The organism is Psychromonas arctica DSM 14288 (genome assembly GCF_000482725.1).
Lineage (GTDB): Bacteria > Pseudomonadota > Gammaproteobacteria > Enterobacterales > Psychromonadaceae > Psychromonas > Psychromonas arctica.
Genome location: NZ_AXWP01000026.1, coordinates 44,937 through 61,229, shown reverse-complemented (window position 1 = coordinate 61,229; position 16,293 = coordinate 44,937). Strand labels below are relative to the sequence as shown.

Here is a 16,293-nt window from a genome sequence, read left to right as displayed (position 1 = left end):
CAATACCTTATTTACCGCGACTAACGCCGCGTGACGTGGTCGATTTACTATTTCTAAAGCTACTACTGCCTGTACTGGTAGACTTTTGCTTAGAATAACTAGACTTAGATGCAAAACTTGGGGCTTTTTGTGCTTTTTTACTCGCTGTAGACATCCGACTCGCGCCCGTTTTTGATTTGGCATAAGGGCTATTAAAACCGCCTTTATTGGCAAACTGTTTTTTAGTTCGTTGTGCTAAATCATTTTGAGACTGTTTTTGTTGTGGTGAGGTATAACGTTGGCGACCAACATCATTGTAATAACTATAATCACGTCGAGATGACCAGTTATGGTAACCAATCGGACGTGGGGAAATAGCAGAAAACAGAGAGTACGCAGCGTACCATTGCCAAAATGAACCGCCACTACTATTTGTTTGCCACTGCCCGTAACTTGGATTACCTACTAACTGACTCCCCGCCCCATTATTTTCTGCCGCGTTCGCTTGCAAACTTTGTGCTTGACTGATGGCATTAACACGCGCTAGCTTTCCTTCAGACATATCTGCGATTACATTGATTGGATCTGACAATGCATCACTGAACAAGTTAGGGTCGGACGCTTCTATTAAGGTATCACTTTCTGACAACTGCGCATCAATATCACCCAATAATTCAGGCTTTGATTGCAACGTAGACAAACGATGACTCAATGAATAATACATTGGTCCAGATCGACTCGCATCCTTAGATAGCTCAGTAACTAAGGGTTTAAGTGACGGTTTTTGTGCTGCGAGTAACTGAGCGTATTGTTGTAAAATAATCGCATTACGGACACGCCCGGCATCTAAGTCTGAGCCTAGATTCTCGATCAAATAATCAGCGGTTTTAATATTTGCTTGTAAACGATCATCTCGCTCATCACCACAAGCGATTAATAACCAACTCACACAGCAGATAATAAAAATACGCATAAGTGTTATAACTCCATAGTGTGTTGGCTTGTATTTGCTAAAACATCAATCACACGCTGTAGATCCAGGGCTGTATCAACACCAGCAGGAGGTATTTCACAAGCGACCTCTACGTGGATCTTAAAACCATGCCATAATACGCGCAATTGCTCCAATTTTTCTATCACTTCTAATGGTGAAACCGATAGTTCAGCATATTGTTTTAAAAAACTAACTCGATAGGCATAAATACCAATATGGCGTTGTAAGTGTGCTAAATTAACCTGTTTGGCCTGTTGATTTTGTGGCGTAAAGTTATCTCTATCCCACGGGGTTGTTGCTCGGCTAAAATATAATGCGAGGTTATTTTTATCTGTCACCACTTTGACCGCATTAACATTAAATGCATCATCTTGGTCGGTAATAGGCGCACTTAATGTTGCAACACTGGCCTGTTGATTAGCAAATAAATTATTGGCGACTTGCTCTATAACAACCGGTGGAATAAGCGGTTCATCACCCTGCACATTGACAATAATTTCATCATCGGCAAACTGATAAATAGCACAAACTTCAGCAAGACGATCAGTGCCTGACTCATGGTCTGGAGACGTTAAACAAACATCGATATTTTGTACATTCTGTAACGCATCCACAATCCGTTGATCATCAGTTGCAACAATAACTAATTTTGCTCCACTCAGTAGAGCTTGATTTGCAACGCGTTCAATCATGGTTTTACCCAAAATATCCGCCAGTGGTTTCGCTGGTAAACGTGTTGAATGATAACGGGCAGGAATGACAGCAATAAATGACATAGTTATTCCTCGTCTGCGCTCTGTTTTCGTGCTTCAACATACAATAAAGCCGGGATCCCGTCTCGAACTGGATAAGCTAAATGATCAAATTTACAGATTAATTCATTATTAACTTTGTCATAAGCTAATTTACCTTTGCACACTGGACAAGCAATAATATCCAGTAATTTAATATCTAACATTTTGATTCCTTAATCTGTTTTAATTTTTCTAAAAAAGGCTGAGTAAAGTCAATGGATAGTTGTCCATCAATAGGTAAATACCACCAATTTGGTTGCGCAAATGCGACACATTTAACGGCATCTTTTTCTGTCATCAATAATGGCATATTAGCGTCAAATTGTTTGAAATCCTCTTGGCTGTAGGGGTGGTGGTCAGCAAATGCCACCTGTTTTTTAACACTAAAACCTTGTTTTACCAAGGTATCAAAAAAACGCGGAGGATAGCCAATAGCAGCGCAGGCATTCACTTCTTGTACAGCTAGAGAAGCCCCCTCTCCATTCACTTTCCTAGCAGCAGATGGAGCTAATAACATTGTGAATTCACCTGCGTGCTGTTCGCCGTTATTAATAATAAAATCTACACTATTTAAACGACTGATTGGTTCTCTTAAAGGCCCCATCGGCATAATGTGTTGGTTACCGTAACGACGTTTACCATCAACGACTACAATTTCAATATCGCGTTGCAATGCATAATGTTGTAGACCGTCATCGGTTATAATGACATCAACATCACAATGTTGATTAAGATAAGCCGCCGCATTTGCACGTATTGGATCAACCACTACCGGAATATTTAAGCGTTTGTGGATTAAAACAGGCTCATCACCCGCTTCTTTTCCCGTGCTATCTATAGTCACCAACAAAGGATAACTGTTTGCTTTACCGCCATAGCCTCGGCTGATCACACCCGGTTTATAACCTTGTGCCATTAATAATTCACACAAGCTGATCACAAAAGGCGTTTTGCCATTGCCACCTACGGAGATATTACCAACCACCACCACGGGTAATGCACTTTGATAACTTTTTAACCACCCTTTTGTGTAACAATAGCTGCGAAAAATGTTAATAAATTGCATTAACAACGCAAAAGGCCATAGGCACCATGCCCACCAACGTGTTGGTTGATACCAAAATGGCATTACAACTCTCCCGATGCTTGCATCTGGTTTAAGCTATGATAAATCTTTCTTTGCGCTAATAATTCTGCATGCGTACCCTGCTCTACAATTTTGCCATGGTCAATCACTAAAATTTGATCTGCATGCTCAATAGTAGACAAACGATGCGCAATGACGATCGAGGTTCTATTTTTCTGTAATTCATCTAATGCAGCTTGAATATGACGCTCAGATTCAGTATCAAGTGCAGAAGTCGCTTCATCTAAAATCAAAATAGGTGCATCACGTAATAACGCACGAGCAATGGCTAAGCGTTGACGTTGACCACCAGATAACATTGCCCCATTTTCACCAATAATGGTGTTCAGTCCATCGGGAAATCCATTAATAAATTCCATCGCATGGGCTGTCGTTGCAGCATCGATGATATCTTGTTCAGTGAACTTATCTTCACTGGCGTACGCAATATTATTAGCAATTGTGTCATTAAACAAATGTACATTTTGAGACACAATAGCAACTTGGCTACGTAATGAGGTTAAACGATATTCTTCTATATTTTTACCATCTAATCTAATTTCACCGGAGTCAATGTCATAAAACCTAGTTAACAAATTAGCAATGGTGGACTTACCACTACCAGAACGACCTACTAACGCCACAGATTGACCTGATTTAACTTCAAAGCTGACTTTGTTTAACGCTGGCTTTTCAGCCGTAGGGTAAGTGAAAACAATATTATCAATACTGATGTCACCCTTAACACGTTCTGCTTCATATGTTCCTTCATCCTTCGCTTGTGTCATATCTAACATATTGAAAAGACTAGTACTAGCAGAGATCCCTTTTTGAATTTCGTTATTCACTTGTGTCACATTTTTAATTGGCTTCATTAACGCCATCATGGAACTGATGATCACCACAAAAGTACCCGATGATAAGGTATCCATGATTTGCGGGAAGGTCGCGAGATAAAGCACAAACGCTAAAGCGAATGAAGCGATAGTTTGAATTACTGGAACACTAATCGCATTTGCACTCGCCATTTTCATATTTTGAGAACGCACCGTGTTGCTGACTTTTTTGAATTTTTCATTCTCGACTTTTTGACCACCAAACATTAAGACTTCTTTATGCCCTTTTAACATTTGTTCCGATGATGTAGTAACGAGCCCCATCGCATTTTGTAAGTTTTTACTTATTTTTCTGAAACGTTTACTGACAATACTAATAGCAATGCCAACGATCGGTGCAACCACAAAAAATACTAATGACAACTGCCAGCTCTGGTAAAACATTAACGCGACAAGGCCAATAACAGTGGCTCCTTCACGGAAAATTTTCACAAGCGCATTACTGGCCGCGTTAGAAACTTGGCTTGCGTCATAGGTTATTTTTGATAATAAGTCACCGGTATTGGTTTTATCAAAAAATGAGATAGGTAACAGTATCAACTGTGAAAAGAGCTGTCGTTGAAGCTTCATCACAACATGTGTGCCTACCCAAGCCATACAATATGAACTCAAGAATGCAGATATACCACGGAGTCCAATAACAATGATCACAAAATAGGGCATCATTTGTAACACACTCGGGTCTTTACCTGTGAAACCATCGTCGATTAAAGGTTGTAAGGACCAGATAAGCGCCATATCAACGAGGGCGTAACCGATCATACCGATAATCCCGCCAAATAACGCCAGTTTAAATTCTTTAATATAACTCACAAGTCGCTTTAATACCGACCAACCGTTTTCTTTATTCTCTGTCATGAATACACCAAATAAGCCATTTACAATGCAAGATGCCGATGATACCAATAAGCGGCAAGATCTTCTCTATAAGTTTTTACTTCAATATGATGATTTTGCACATTAAATCTAATAAATCCAGTATTTGCTGTGGTTAAATGCTTAATACCTAACTGTTGATAACGATCTACCACTTTCTCAACAGGGAAACGCCAACGGTTTTTGTACCCCGCCGAAAACACCACCCATTGCGGGTTAACCTGATTTATAAATGCCAAACTTGAAGAGGTGTTACTACCATGATGTGGAGCAATTAAAATATCAGCCTGTAAATTATTAACATTTTTGTTACTGATAGATTGACGATTTTCGACTATTAATTTGTATTCTACAGCTTTACTGATATCGCCCGTTAAAAGCACTTTATTAACGCCATCACTGATCTGTAATACACAGGAATTATTATTGTTATTGCTACCTACTGATGAGGGAGATAAGGTGGTCAGCGTTAATTTACCTAACTGGTGTACTTGCCCACTGATACATTGTTGATAATTTATATAACGATTAGGCTGAAGATTATTTCTTTGATTCATTAAATCAGCTTCACCTGCATAAGCCTGTTTTATGTGCAGGTTATTTTGAATCGCCTCTCTTCCTCCTGCATGGTCATTATCACTGTGGCTAATAAAAAAATAGTCTAACTGCGTTATACCACGCGCTTGTAAATAAGGTAAAACAGTGCTTTCTGCGACAGCATAGCGACCGCCATAACTTGGCCCCGTATCATACAATATGCTATGGCCGTCACTATAAATTAAGATTGCTAAACCTTGTCCAACATCAAAAACCTCTAGTTGCCACTGCTGCTCATTTTGCCATTTTTGCTCCACAGCTCTAATACCGACAAAGACCAACAGTATTGACGGTAATAGCCACATTTTAGTGTGGCTGATATTAAAAAAACGCTGTATTAAACTCAATAATAAAAAGAATAAACTGAAAAGGATAAAGGTTAAGATCAATACAATATGCAATTGAGATAACATCAAGTATCCAGCAGAAAGTATTGAGAAGTAATGCAGAAAATAACTAAGTAATTGGTCACTAATGGTGAATAGAGCAACCCCTACGGGTTCTATTAACAGTAAAAACAGAACGCCGAGTAACGTCAGTGGAATAATGAACCAAGAAAATAATGGAATGGCAATCAAGTTAATCGGTAGTGCATAAAGACTAATTGCTGAAAAATTAATTAATTGAATTGGCAACATAAATAAGGTTAAAACTAACTGCAATAGCAATAAACCTTTAATGGTAATGAATAATCGTTGTAATTTGGCCTGATACCATGATTTTTTCTGTTCTGCAGTTTGCTGAGGCCGTTGTAATAACCACATAAATGCCAATATGATACTCATTGCCATAAAAGATAACCATAAACTACTGCTCAAAATAGATAATGGATCTAGCATCAAAATGATCCAGAGGCATAAAAGGAGTAAATCTAACAGGCTGACTTTTTGTTTACTTGAGAGAACTAACACACTCGTTAACAACATCAATAATGCACGCTCTGTCGGTAAAGAAAACCCGGAAATATAGCCATAACTTACACACACCAATAACCCAACGATGTTTACTAAGCGCCAACGAAACCAACCTAAATATCTTTCTGGTAATAATTGCTTAAATAGTGCATTTAAAATCACCGTAGACAATATAAACAACAACCCGATATGCAACCCAGAGATGGCAAATAAATGGGCAATACCAAGCTGCTTAATCAAGCTTTTATCGTGCTCATTTAATAGACTTTTATCGGCAAAAATAAGAGCCAGTAGACTACCTTGCTGTGACAGTTCGTTAGTAGCTTGCATCACTTTTTTGTACAAACTTGCCCGTATTGATACGCGCTTATCAATGACTTTAATATGTTGTTTAATATTCGCGATATAAGCTATGTGCTGTGAATAGCGCCATTTTTGCCGATCAAAACCATAGGGGTTAGCTTTACCTTGTAACGCTTTAAACCTCACTTTAAATTGGTGTACTTGGCCTGCTTGAACTTGCAGATTGGGTTTATACCAACGCATTTCAACTAATGGGCAAAAATCACAGTATTGGTCATTGATGGAAATAATTCTTGCTATAAAATAACCAGTATTTTTTGTATTGATTAATGATTTAACCCTGACAATTATGGTATTGTCTTGTCTGCTAAGTGTAGAATAGGTCTGACTTACTTGTTGCTTATGTTCTTTAATGTTTGAAATATTATTTGCTAATTGATGTTTTCCTTGTTCAGGATTGGATATTGAAGCACGTGAAGGTGACCGCAGTGGTGCTAAACCTTTTGCTACTAAAGGTGTTGTTAACAGATCATTGGCAAGTAGCGGTTTATAATTAATGGATTCAAAAGACCCGCCAAATAAACTAACGTAACTAAAAAGGCTAAAATAAAGTGCTGTAAATGGCAAAATAGCCAAATATCTCCACCTTGGCCAACATAAAAAAACAAAAATACACAGCACACAACTAAATATACCACTATAATTGACTAGTTGTGGCCAATACAGAGTGGTAACAAAAACAGCGATTGAGAGCCATATTGTTATTCTCATTTTTTCCCGTTTACAAAGATAAAGTTTAATTATATGCCAAAAAAATTTATTAAACGTTTTTCCCCTAATCCAGAAACATTAAAAGCTCACCCGCATTTAAAACATTTTGGCGCTAAATTACAAAACCCCAACTTATGGCATATAAATAGGCGTAGTGCTGCAGGTGCGGTTGCCGTTGGATTATTTTGTGCGTGGATGCCGATCCCTTTTCAAATGCTACTTGCCACTTTTGTGGCGATGTTTTTTTCTGTTAACCTGCCTATTTCAGTTGCATTGGTTTGGTTATCTAATCCCTTCACTATGCCGCCGTTGTTTTATGGCGCTTACCGTTTAGGCGCATTCATACTGCAACAACCTCTAATGGACTTTCATTTTAAACTTTCATTTCATTGGATTATTAATGCCTTAGAAACCATTGCGCCGGTTATGTTTTTAGGTTGCTTGATACTTGGTTGTATTAGCGCATTTGTTGGTTATTGGGGCTTTACCGTATTCTGGCGTTATAGTTCTGTACAAAAATGGAAAAAAAGAAAACGTACGCCAAAACGTTAACTTATCTATTAAGCTTTGAACCTAAAGCAATAACCTGATGATTAAATGCTATACCAAAAGCATCATTAAGCTTAGTTAACAATCGCGAAAATAATATCAATACGCTATATTTTGTTAATGTTTATCACTAAATTGTAACCAAGCATATGCGATTTCGTTTAACGACATGAGACTGGTTGATATCACATCTTCATTTTATTTTATTTTATTTTATTTTATCTTGGGGTAGTAAATGTGGACACTGTCATTGTACTAATTAATTAAGTTTCAAATATTACAATACGATTAATTTTGTGCGCTTCAAGGCAAATTATTAAATATTGAATTCAAGTAGTAACTGAACCTTAATAAAGCGCTCGAGTTTATGGTTTATTTAATTTATCCTATCTATACATCGGCATTATCAATAATATTGAATATTTTTTATTGTTATCAATGCTTGCTTGTTTTCGGTTAGCCCTACAACTTTACTTATTTTTATTGAAGTCAGTTATTAATGATGTTCTTCAATATTTTAACATTGGAACTCCCATGAAAATGTATCAATACATAATGCCTACTTTACTACTCAGCGCTTTTTCATTACCAACGTTGGCAGAAAGCTTAAGTAACGAGACCGTTTCTAGTAACAATTATGTGACTGTTACAGGCTATTTAGGGGCACGCCTCGATCAAGATATTAAAAATGATTACAGTGGACAAGATGTTGATATTAGTTCTGAACTCGCACAGGCCATCTCTCTAGGTTGGTATTACGCTAAAAACGCAGAGGGAGAATTGATTTTTTCTAATAGTAAGCAAAATTTCTCATCACCAAATGACTTTGATGTTGATGTTTACGTGCAATACCTACATGTAGGCGGCAGAATATTATTTAGAACTAATTCGCCATTCTCATCCAGTATTGGATTAGGAATGGGTGCAACTCACTTTAATCCATCGGGTAGTCGATATGATGCAAAATTTGCTTTTTCTGGCAGCATTTCAGCGGGTATACGTTATCAATTGAGTGAGCAGTTTGCATTACGTAGTGATTTACGTGTTTATGGCACCTTTTTAGAAAATAGTGACGAGCTGTTTTGTGATAATGGTAGCTGTTTATTAGATGCTTCCGATCACCTGTATGTCGACGCAGAATTATTAGCGGGGATTGAATACAAATTTTAAGGATCTATCCTTCGATTCTTCTTCCTACAAAAAAGCCCTTCTAATTTAGAAAGGCTTATTCTCAGATTCGATGACTATACCACTACAATTAAGCGTTTTTAAAATAACTACTTACCAAGTATAAGTTTATTTTTGAGCTAACGCTTTAGTCACTTTTTCATATAGATCAACGGCCAGATCAGGTAACGCTAGTAGACGATTCAACTGCATTCTTATTAGCTCAATACGCTTTTTATCAAGACGTTTAAATTGAGTTAATGGTGTAATCAAACGTGAAGCGACTTGTGGATTTTGACGGTTAAGTTTAATCAATTGATCCGTCAAAAACGCATATCCGCTACCATCAATATTATGAAAGCGATAAGTATTACTCTGTGCAAATGCCCCCACTAAAGAGCGTAATCGATTTGGATTATTAAAATCAAAACTACGGTGTGTAAATAACGCTTCGATATTCTTAAGTGCATTATCTGAAGGTATACAAGCTTGCAGTGCAAACCACTTATCCATCACCAAACCATTCTCATGCCATTTATCATCAAATGCCTGCATAACAGCTTCACGGCAAGGTAATAAACCGTTGTTAGCAGCAGTTAACGCACCAAGATAATCGGTCATATTATTACAATTAGCAATTTGTGCTGATACATATTCATCTGCTAATTGTTTATCAACGCGCGCAATGAAGGTTAACGCTAGATTTTTTAGTTTACGTATCGCAATATCATTAATATCGGGTTGATAAGCTTTTAACTGTTTATGGCGTAGATAAGTATCTACAAACAATTCATGCAATTGTGTCGCAATCTCTTGCAACATAAAGTCACGTGCGTGATGGATAGCATCGATATCAACCACGTCAAACAGTTCTCGCGCACCATTTTCACTAGTAAAAGTAAACATATCAGCGACGAGAGAAGGATCTAATGTTTCACTGACTAATACAGATTTGAACCCATCAATGAAAATAGAAGGTAATGACAGTGTTTGACCTTTATGGAAGGCGCGTACATTACTCACTAAATATTTATTAAATAAAGTCTGTCCGGCATCCCAACGAGAAAACTCATCGGTAGCAAAGCTCATGATATCTAATAGTTGTTCATCACTATAAGCGTATTGATATTTAACCGGTGCAGAGAAACCTCGGAACAAGCAAGGAACTGGGTGACTTTGTATATTTTTAAAGACAAAGGTTTGCTCTTTTTGAGTCAAACTTAACACGCGATTCTTTTTACCTGCTAATAATTCAATTGAATTACCATTACTATCTAACAGCTCAATATCGATGGGGATATGCAATGCAAGTTTTTTGCTTTGGTCTGCAGTTGGTTTCGTCTTTTGCTTAAATGTAAGCTGGTAGGTACGATTGGTTGCATCATAGTGATCAGTAACAAATACATTAGGTGTACCCGATTGTGAGTACCAACGTTTAAATAAGGTTAGATCAACGCCACTTGCATCTTGCATTGCAGCAACAAAATCATCACAGGTCACAGCTTGACCATCGTGGCGTTGCACATACAATTGCATACCTTGTTGGAATTTTGTTTCACCTAATAGAGTATGTAACATACGGATCACTTCTGAACCTTTTTCATACACGGTTAAAGTATAAAAATTGTTCATTTCCATGACACTTTCAGGACGAATAGGATGAGACATAGGTCCGGCATCTTCAGCAAACTGGTGGTCACGCATAGTCATCACATTCGCAATACGATTCACGCTGCGGCTACCTAAATCTGAACTGAACTCTTGATCTCGGAAAACCGTTAATCCCTCTTTTAAGCTTAATTGAAACCAATCTCGACAAGTAATACGGTTCCCAGTCCAGTTATGGAAATACTCATGTCCAATAACGGCTTCAATACCTAGGTAATCTTGGTCTGTCGCGCTTTGAGAATTAGCTAATACAAACTTAGAATTGAAAACATTTAACCCTTTGTTCTCCATCGCACCCATATTAAAGAAATCAACGGCAACGATCATATAGATATCTAAATCGTATTCTAAATTAAAACGTTGTTCATCCCATTGCATGGATTTTTTAAGTGAAATCATCGCGTGTTGTGTTTTATCTAAATTGCCTTTATCAACAAACAAGGCCAATTTCACATCGCGTCCACTTTTTGTCACATAGCTATCTTCTAAACGATCAAAGTCACCAGCTACCAAAGCAAACAAATAAGCAGGTTTAGGGAATGGGTCTTGCCAACAAACAAAGTGACGACCGTTATCAAGGTCACCTTGATCTACTTGATTACCGTTAGATAATAGAAAAGGATAAAGCGCTTTATCTGCAATCACTTTGGTCGAAAATTTAGCCAACACATCGGGACGGTCTAGGTAATAAGTGATACGACGGAAACCTTCAGCTTCACATTGTGTACAGAAAGCATCTCCCGATTTATATAACCCTTCAAAGGCTTGGTTAGCTGCAGGGTCTATTTCAGTGTTAATTTCTAACTTAAATGACGCAGGCAGATTGTGAATGTTCAAGCCGCCTTCAACTAATTCAAAGTCAGTATAATCAACATCATCAACTAAAATAGAAACTAAATTTAGTGCTTCACCGAATAAAAATAAAGGCGTGATCGCTTGGCTAACACGTTCAACACGACTCACGGCTTTGACCTTTGTTTGGTTATCAAACAAATCGAATTCAAGGTCAATACTGGTAATCGTATAATCTGATGGACGGTAATCACTTAGGTATTTTTCTTGTGGATTTTTTTCTATATTCTCTGCTACGAGAGAGTCGACTTGGCTCATTATTTATACACTCTTAAGTCTGGGGAAATAATACGCTTAATATACAAGAAGGCTTACTATTTGCTAAGCCTTATTTGCATAGAACCTGTGACACACAATGATCTAAACATTGATGAGTCATGTTAATAGGGTTTAACTAATATGTAATCTAGGCTAATCAGACCGAAGGACCTTTGTTTAGTTCCATATGCATATTAATCACCCCTTCTTCTATATCTCTTTCTGTAGAGAAGCCTAATTTTTTGGCTAGTGTTGCCATGCCTCGATTGCTTAACATGGTCATTCCTGCAAGGTATTTGGTTCCTTTTGTTGTTTGATAACTAATCAATTTACTGAGTAAAACTTTGCCTAACCCTAATCCTTGCATCTCAGAGCTTACCACCATTCCAAATTCAGCTTCGGTATTGTCAGGGTCAGTGGAAGCGCGGATCACTGCTAACGTTTCTTGCTCTTCAGCCCCGGCTAAACGCACCGCAATAAAAGCCATTTCTCGTTGATAATCTATTTGCGTTAACATCGCCATCTCTTCGTGAGTCATTGAGCCTCGTTGTGAGAAATAACGTTTATATCTATCTTCTTTGGTTAATCCATCATCAAAAGTTTTATGCCTGACTTCATCTTCAGCTTTAATCGGACGAATTAATACCTTCTGACCATCTTTGAGCGTGACTATCTCTTCTAATTGTTTGGGATAAGGGCTAATAGCAAAACGATTAACTGAATTATCGCTATTGTTAGCATTAGTGCGAGATAGTTTTACTTGGCTATCAACGATGATCACATCACTACCGGAAACTAATACTGGATTTAAATCTAAATCGTTAATTTCAGGATTATCCAACAACATTTGCGAGATCTGCGTCAGCATTAAACATACCGCTTGCATATCAAAGTCCCTAGCATGTTGCTTAACTTTGATTTTTTTATCTTTAATACCTTGAATCACTAGGTAGCGTGCGAGCGCCATATTTAATGGGGGTAAGGCAACCACGGCATTCTCTAAAGTGGTTTGTAAGTCGCGTGCATCGCTGTCTTGGGAAATGGCAATAACAGGGCCAAAAATAGCATCTTGCTTGATCATGACTCGCAGCTCTAACGCTAAACCTGATGCCACCATTTTCTGTAGCGTAAAACCATTTAGTCGCACATCAGGCAAAGCGGTCTTAATACGTAATTTAATAGAATTTAAAGCAGAGTCTAATTCTCTGGCATTATTAATGTTTAACATCACGCCATGCACTTGTGACTTATATTGAATATCAGGCGAATTGATTTTAACTGCCAACGGATAACCAATAACTTTAGCTTTTTCGATAGCGTCTTCAATATCTTTAGCGATAGCGGTATCAATAGTATTAAGATGATAAGCATCTAATAAAGGTTTAGTCGCATAAGTATCCAATTTAACGTTTTGTGGCAATGCTTGTCGATCATGCTCAGAAAATTCACAAGTGGCTTGCAGTTCAAAACGCTGTTTAATGTACTCGGCTGCGATATCTGCCTCGTAAATTAAATGATCAGGCAATGTCGTCGGAGTCTCCATTAATAACTTCTTATTTCGACGATATTGTACTAAATGCATAAAGGCGGTGATCGCACCATTAGGAGTACGAAATGTCGGAATTTTTGCATTAGCAAACATTTGTCGCGCCGGTTTAGCAGCTTCTTCTCCGGTCCAGTTGGTTAAAATATTAATCTGTTTTCGTTTTGGATGCTGCTTAATCACATCAATAATCGCTTGAGCTGTCTCTTCACTATCAGATAAAGCAGAAGGTGAATGCATGATCAGTACCGCATCTACTTTATCATTATCCATTAAATGCCCTAATGCCGTAGCATATCGCTTCGGGTCTGCATCACCAATCATATCAATAGGATTATTATGCGACCAATTTACTGGCAAACAAGCATTTAATTTATCCATCACAGAGTCATCTAGTTCAGCTAACCGCCCGCCTTCTTCCACTAAATTATCTACGGCTAAAACGCCTAAACCTCCCCCATTACTAATAATGGCAAGCCGTTCACCATGTAAATAATTGGAATAGGCAAGTGTCTCTACTGCTGCAAATAGTTCGTGTAAGTCATGTACTCTAAGCATACCGGCACGCTTAATTGCCGCATCATAAACGCTATCATGGCCAAAATCACCGCGGCTGTGCAATGCCGCTGCTTTAGCGCCAAGTACTGAACTCCCTGATTTAATCACCAATACCGTTTTATGTTGTGCAATAGCACGTGCTGCAGAGATAAAATCGCGCGCATTATCAATATTATCGATATACAGCAAAATAGATTGAGTTTTAGGGTCTCGCGCTAAATAGTCTAGCAATTCAGCAAAGGAGATGTCTTGCGCATCACCTAACGAAATAAAGGCAGAAAAACCGATCCCCTTGCTGGTTGCCCAATCTAATACCGTGGTACAAACCGCCGCAGATTGAGAAATAAAAGCAATATTTCCCGGTAACGCATTACAGTGCGCTAAACTAGCATTCACTAAATTGTGTGGATTAATAATACCTAAGCTACTCATGCCTAGCAGACGAATTTTATGTGTTGCAGCAATATCGTAAATACGATTAGAAACCGCATGGTCGCTTTCAGTTGTTACAATAATTGCTGAGTGGCAGCCTTTTTCGGCTAAGGCTTCTAATATGTCAGGAATACGAAATTCATTAGTACAAATAACCGCTAAATCCGGCACAATCGGCAAATCGCTCACCTGCTTATAAGCAAGTACCCCATGTACCGAAGTATATTTAGGCGTTACAGGCATAATAGGCCCGTTAAAGCCTGCAGCTAATAAGTTATTCATCACTAAATAACCCGCTCGCTTAACATTAATAGATGCCCCGATAACAGTGATCGACTGCGGATTGAAGAAGTGTTTAAGTAACTGCAAACTCATAGAAAACTCGCCTCATATAAACATTAAAAATAATTGCTACTTGTTATCATTCACGACCCACAAATCACCAACCTAAGAATAAACTGATTCCGAGCATAAAAGTAAAAATCTAACCACTATAAGTTTACCCTTTCAAAGGAATCCTGCTGTGTTTTTTAAATAAAATCAGAGCCATATCATTTAAATATTTTACGAATTCATTTGCTCACTCAGAGTACTAGGCTTACACTCGCCCTTTTGCCCAGTTCGGAGTGATTTGTGCCTTTTATTATTGAATCTAAAAAAATTATTAAACTCAGCTTTCCGATATTTATTGCACAGTTTGCACAAACAGCAATGGGCTTTGTAGATACGGTAATGGCAGGTGGTGTAAGCTCAACAGATATGGCAGCAGTAGCCATCGCATCGAGCATTTGGCTTCCTTGTATTCTGTTTGGAGTAGGTGTTTTAATGGCCATTGTGCCTTTAACCGCACAAGCACATGGTGCAAACGATATGCTACAAATCCCTAAAACTGGACAACAAGGTTTATACCTGGCTTTATTATTATCTATTCCGATAGCGGTGATCTTATTTAACGCCAGCTTATTAATGAATATAATGGATATTCACGATTTATTGGGAACGATCACCGTACAGTATTTATATGCCATGATTTTTGCTATACCTGCTTTTTTGCTATTTCAGGCTTTGCGCAATTATATCGAGGGGTTATCACTAACCAAACCGGCAATGGTGATTGGATTTTTAGGTCTAATCGCAAATATTCCACTTAACTGGATGTTTGTTTACGGTGAATTAGGCGCGCCAGCATTAGGTGGTGCAGGTTGCGGTGTCGCCACTGCAATTGTGTATTGGTTGATGACGTTTGCGCTAGCGGGTTATGCTTTTTATACAAGAAAATTAAAGCATTATCCTCTGTTTAAACAATTTACAAAACCCGACTTCAGACATCTATTATCTATCACTAAGTTAGGGTTACCTGTAGCCGTTGCTTTGTTCTTTGAAGTCACCATCTTTGCCGCAATAGCGGTATTAATTGCGCCATTAGGTGCTAATATTGTTGCTTCACATCAAATTGCGATTAACTTCTCTTCAATGGTCTTTATGTTACCAATGAGTATCGCTAATGCGGTCAGTATTCGTGTTGGTTTTAACCTCGGCCAAAAAAGAAATGAGGAGGCGAAACAAGCTAGCTATGCAGGACTTGCTATTGGTTTAGGCTTGTCAGTAATAACAGCACTATCCACCGTTATTTTCAAAGAAAACATTGCCTTATTATATTCAGATAACCGAGCAGTTATCGACCTAGCGATTACCCTAATTCTTTTCTCTGCGATTTACCAATGTGTTGATTCGATACAAGTGGTGGCAGCAGGTGCATTGCGTGGTTACAAGGAGATGACAGCTATTTTCACACGGACTTTCATCTCTTACTGGGTAGTTGGATTACCACTGGGTTATATTTTAGGCATGACCGACTTATTAGTTTCACCGCTTGGAGCCAAAGGGTTTTGGATAGGTATTACGGTTGGTTTAACCGTAGCAGCGATCTTATTAGGCCAGCGTCTGTATACGGTGCAAAAACACCGTTTTGCCTAATGACTCGAATAATAATGGTTAGCTTAAAGGTGAGACACT

The 16,293-nt window shown here is 38.2% G+C and carries 11 protein-coding genes; 3 read left to right on the top strand and 8 right to left on the bottom strand.

Annotated features, from left to right (window positions below; translation table 11 throughout):
* Positions 1-7: 7 nt before the first annotated feature.
* The 6 genes from H592_RS0104455 to H592_RS0104430 are packed head-to-tail and all read right to left on the bottom strand — an operon-like array spanning position 8 to position 7,115.
* A complete protein-coding gene (locus tag H592_RS0104455) occupies positions 8-952 on the bottom strand; it encodes a hypothetical protein (protein ID WP_028867717.1) in 945 nt (314 codons plus the stop codon).
* A gap of 5 nt (positions 953-957) precedes the next feature.
* Positions 958-1,749 carry a 3-deoxy-manno-octulosonate cytidylyltransferase gene (gene kdsB / locus H592_RS0104450; RefSeq protein WP_028867716.1) on the bottom strand — a complete coding sequence of 264 codons (792 nt, stop codon included), beginning with the start codon at positions 1,747-1,749 and terminating at the stop codon, positions 958-960.
* Positions 1,750-1,751: 2 nt separating this feature from the next.
* Positions 1,752-1,931, bottom strand: a complete 180-nt coding sequence (locus H592_RS0104445) for a Trm112 family protein (protein WP_028867715.1) — start codon at positions 1,929-1,931, stop codon at positions 1,752-1,754.
* The gene (lpxK, locus tag H592_RS0104440; RefSeq protein ID WP_028867714.1) at positions 1,925-2,896 is read right to left on the bottom strand and encodes a tetraacyldisaccharide 4'-kinase; all 972 of its coding nucleotides are present in this window, start codon (positions 2,894-2,896) and stop codon (positions 1,925-1,927) included. The genes H592_RS0104445 and lpxK overlap by 7 nt, the downstream gene beginning before the upstream one ends.
* Positions 2,896-4,647, bottom strand: coding sequence for a lipid A ABC transporter ATP-binding protein/permease MsbA (gene msbA, locus H592_RS0104435; protein ID WP_028867713.1), 1,752 nt, complete (start codon positions 4,645-4,647; stop codon positions 2,896-2,898). The genes lpxK and msbA overlap by 1 nt, the downstream gene beginning before the upstream one ends.
* A gap of 20 nt (positions 4,648-4,667) precedes the next feature.
* Positions 4,668-7,115, bottom strand: a complete 2,448-nt coding sequence (locus H592_RS0104430) for a DNA internalization-related competence protein ComEC/Rec2 (RefSeq protein WP_051368979.1) — start codon at positions 7,113-7,115, stop codon at positions 4,668-4,670.
* A gap of 168 nt (positions 7,116-7,283) precedes the next feature.
* Between H592_RS0104430 and H592_RS0104425 the strand changes: the two genes are divergently transcribed.
* Together H592_RS0104425 and H592_RS23150 are read left to right on the top strand one after the other, a co-directional pair.
* A complete protein-coding gene (locus tag H592_RS0104425; protein WP_028867711.1) occupies positions 7,284-7,802 on the top strand; it encodes a DUF2062 domain-containing protein in 519 nt (172 codons plus the stop codon).
* Positions 7,803-8,333: 531 nt separating this feature from the next.
* A complete protein-coding gene (locus H592_RS23150) occupies positions 8,334-8,969 on the top strand; it encodes an outer membrane beta-barrel protein (protein ID WP_051368977.1) in 636 nt (211 codons plus the stop codon).
* A 126-nt stretch (positions 8,970-9,095) separates the two neighbouring features.
* Here H592_RS23150 and pepN read toward each other — a convergent pair whose 3' ends face one another.
* Both pepN and H592_RS0104410 read right to left on the bottom strand, forming a co-directional pair.
* A complete protein-coding gene (pepN, locus tag H592_RS0104415) occupies positions 9,096-11,744 on the bottom strand; it encodes an aminopeptidase N (protein ID WP_156916068.1) in 2,649 nt (882 codons plus the stop codon).
* 157 nt (positions 11,745-11,901) lie between these two features.
* The gene (locus tag H592_RS0104410; RefSeq protein ID WP_028867709.1) at positions 11,902-14,652 is read right to left on the bottom strand and encodes a bifunctional acetate--CoA ligase family protein/GNAT family N-acetyltransferase; all 2,751 of its coding nucleotides are present in this window, start codon (positions 14,650-14,652) and stop codon (positions 11,902-11,904) included.
* A gap of 258 nt (positions 14,653-14,910) precedes the next feature.
* Here H592_RS0104410 and H592_RS0104405 point away from each other — a divergent pair, with 258 nt between their 5' ends.
* Positions 14,911-16,254, top strand: coding sequence for an MATE family efflux transporter (locus H592_RS0104405; protein WP_028867708.1), 1,344 nt, complete (start codon positions 14,911-14,913; stop codon positions 16,252-16,254).
* Positions 16,255-16,293 lie beyond the last annotated feature (39 nt).

Bases quoted from the DNA above. Each gene is read 5' to 3' on its own strand.
- H592_RS0104410 (WP_028867709.1), bottom strand. From the start codon at position 14,652: ATGAGTTTGCAGTTACTTAAACACTTCTTCAATCCGCAGTCGATCACT.
- msbA (WP_028867713.1), bottom strand. From the start codon at position 4,647: ATGACAGAGAATAAAGAAAACGGTTGGTCGGTATTAAAGCGACTTGTG.
- pepN (WP_156916068.1), bottom strand. From the start codon at position 11,744: ATGAGCCAAGTCGACTCTCTCGTAGCAGAGAATATAGAAAAAAATCCA.
- H592_RS23150 (WP_051368977.1), top strand. From the start codon at position 8,334: ATGAAAATGTATCAATACATAATGCCTACTTTACTACTCAGCGCTTTT.
- H592_RS0104425 (WP_028867711.1), top strand. From the start codon at position 7,284: ATGCCAAAAAAATTTATTAAACGTTTTTCCCCTAATCCAGAAACATTA.
- H592_RS0104455 (WP_028867717.1), bottom strand. From the start codon at position 952: ATGCGTATTTTTATTATCTGCTGTGTGAGTTGGTTATTAATCGCTTGT.
- lpxK (WP_028867714.1), bottom strand. From the start codon at position 2,896: ATGCCATTTTGGTATCAACCAACACGTTGGTGGGCATGGTGCCTATGG.
- kdsB (WP_028867716.1), bottom strand. From the start codon at position 1,749: ATGTCATTTATTGCTGTCATTCCTGCCCGTTATCATTCAACACGTTTA.
- H592_RS0104445 (WP_028867715.1), bottom strand. From the start codon at position 1,931: ATGTTAGATATTAAATTACTGGATATTATTGCTTGTCCAGTGTGCAAA.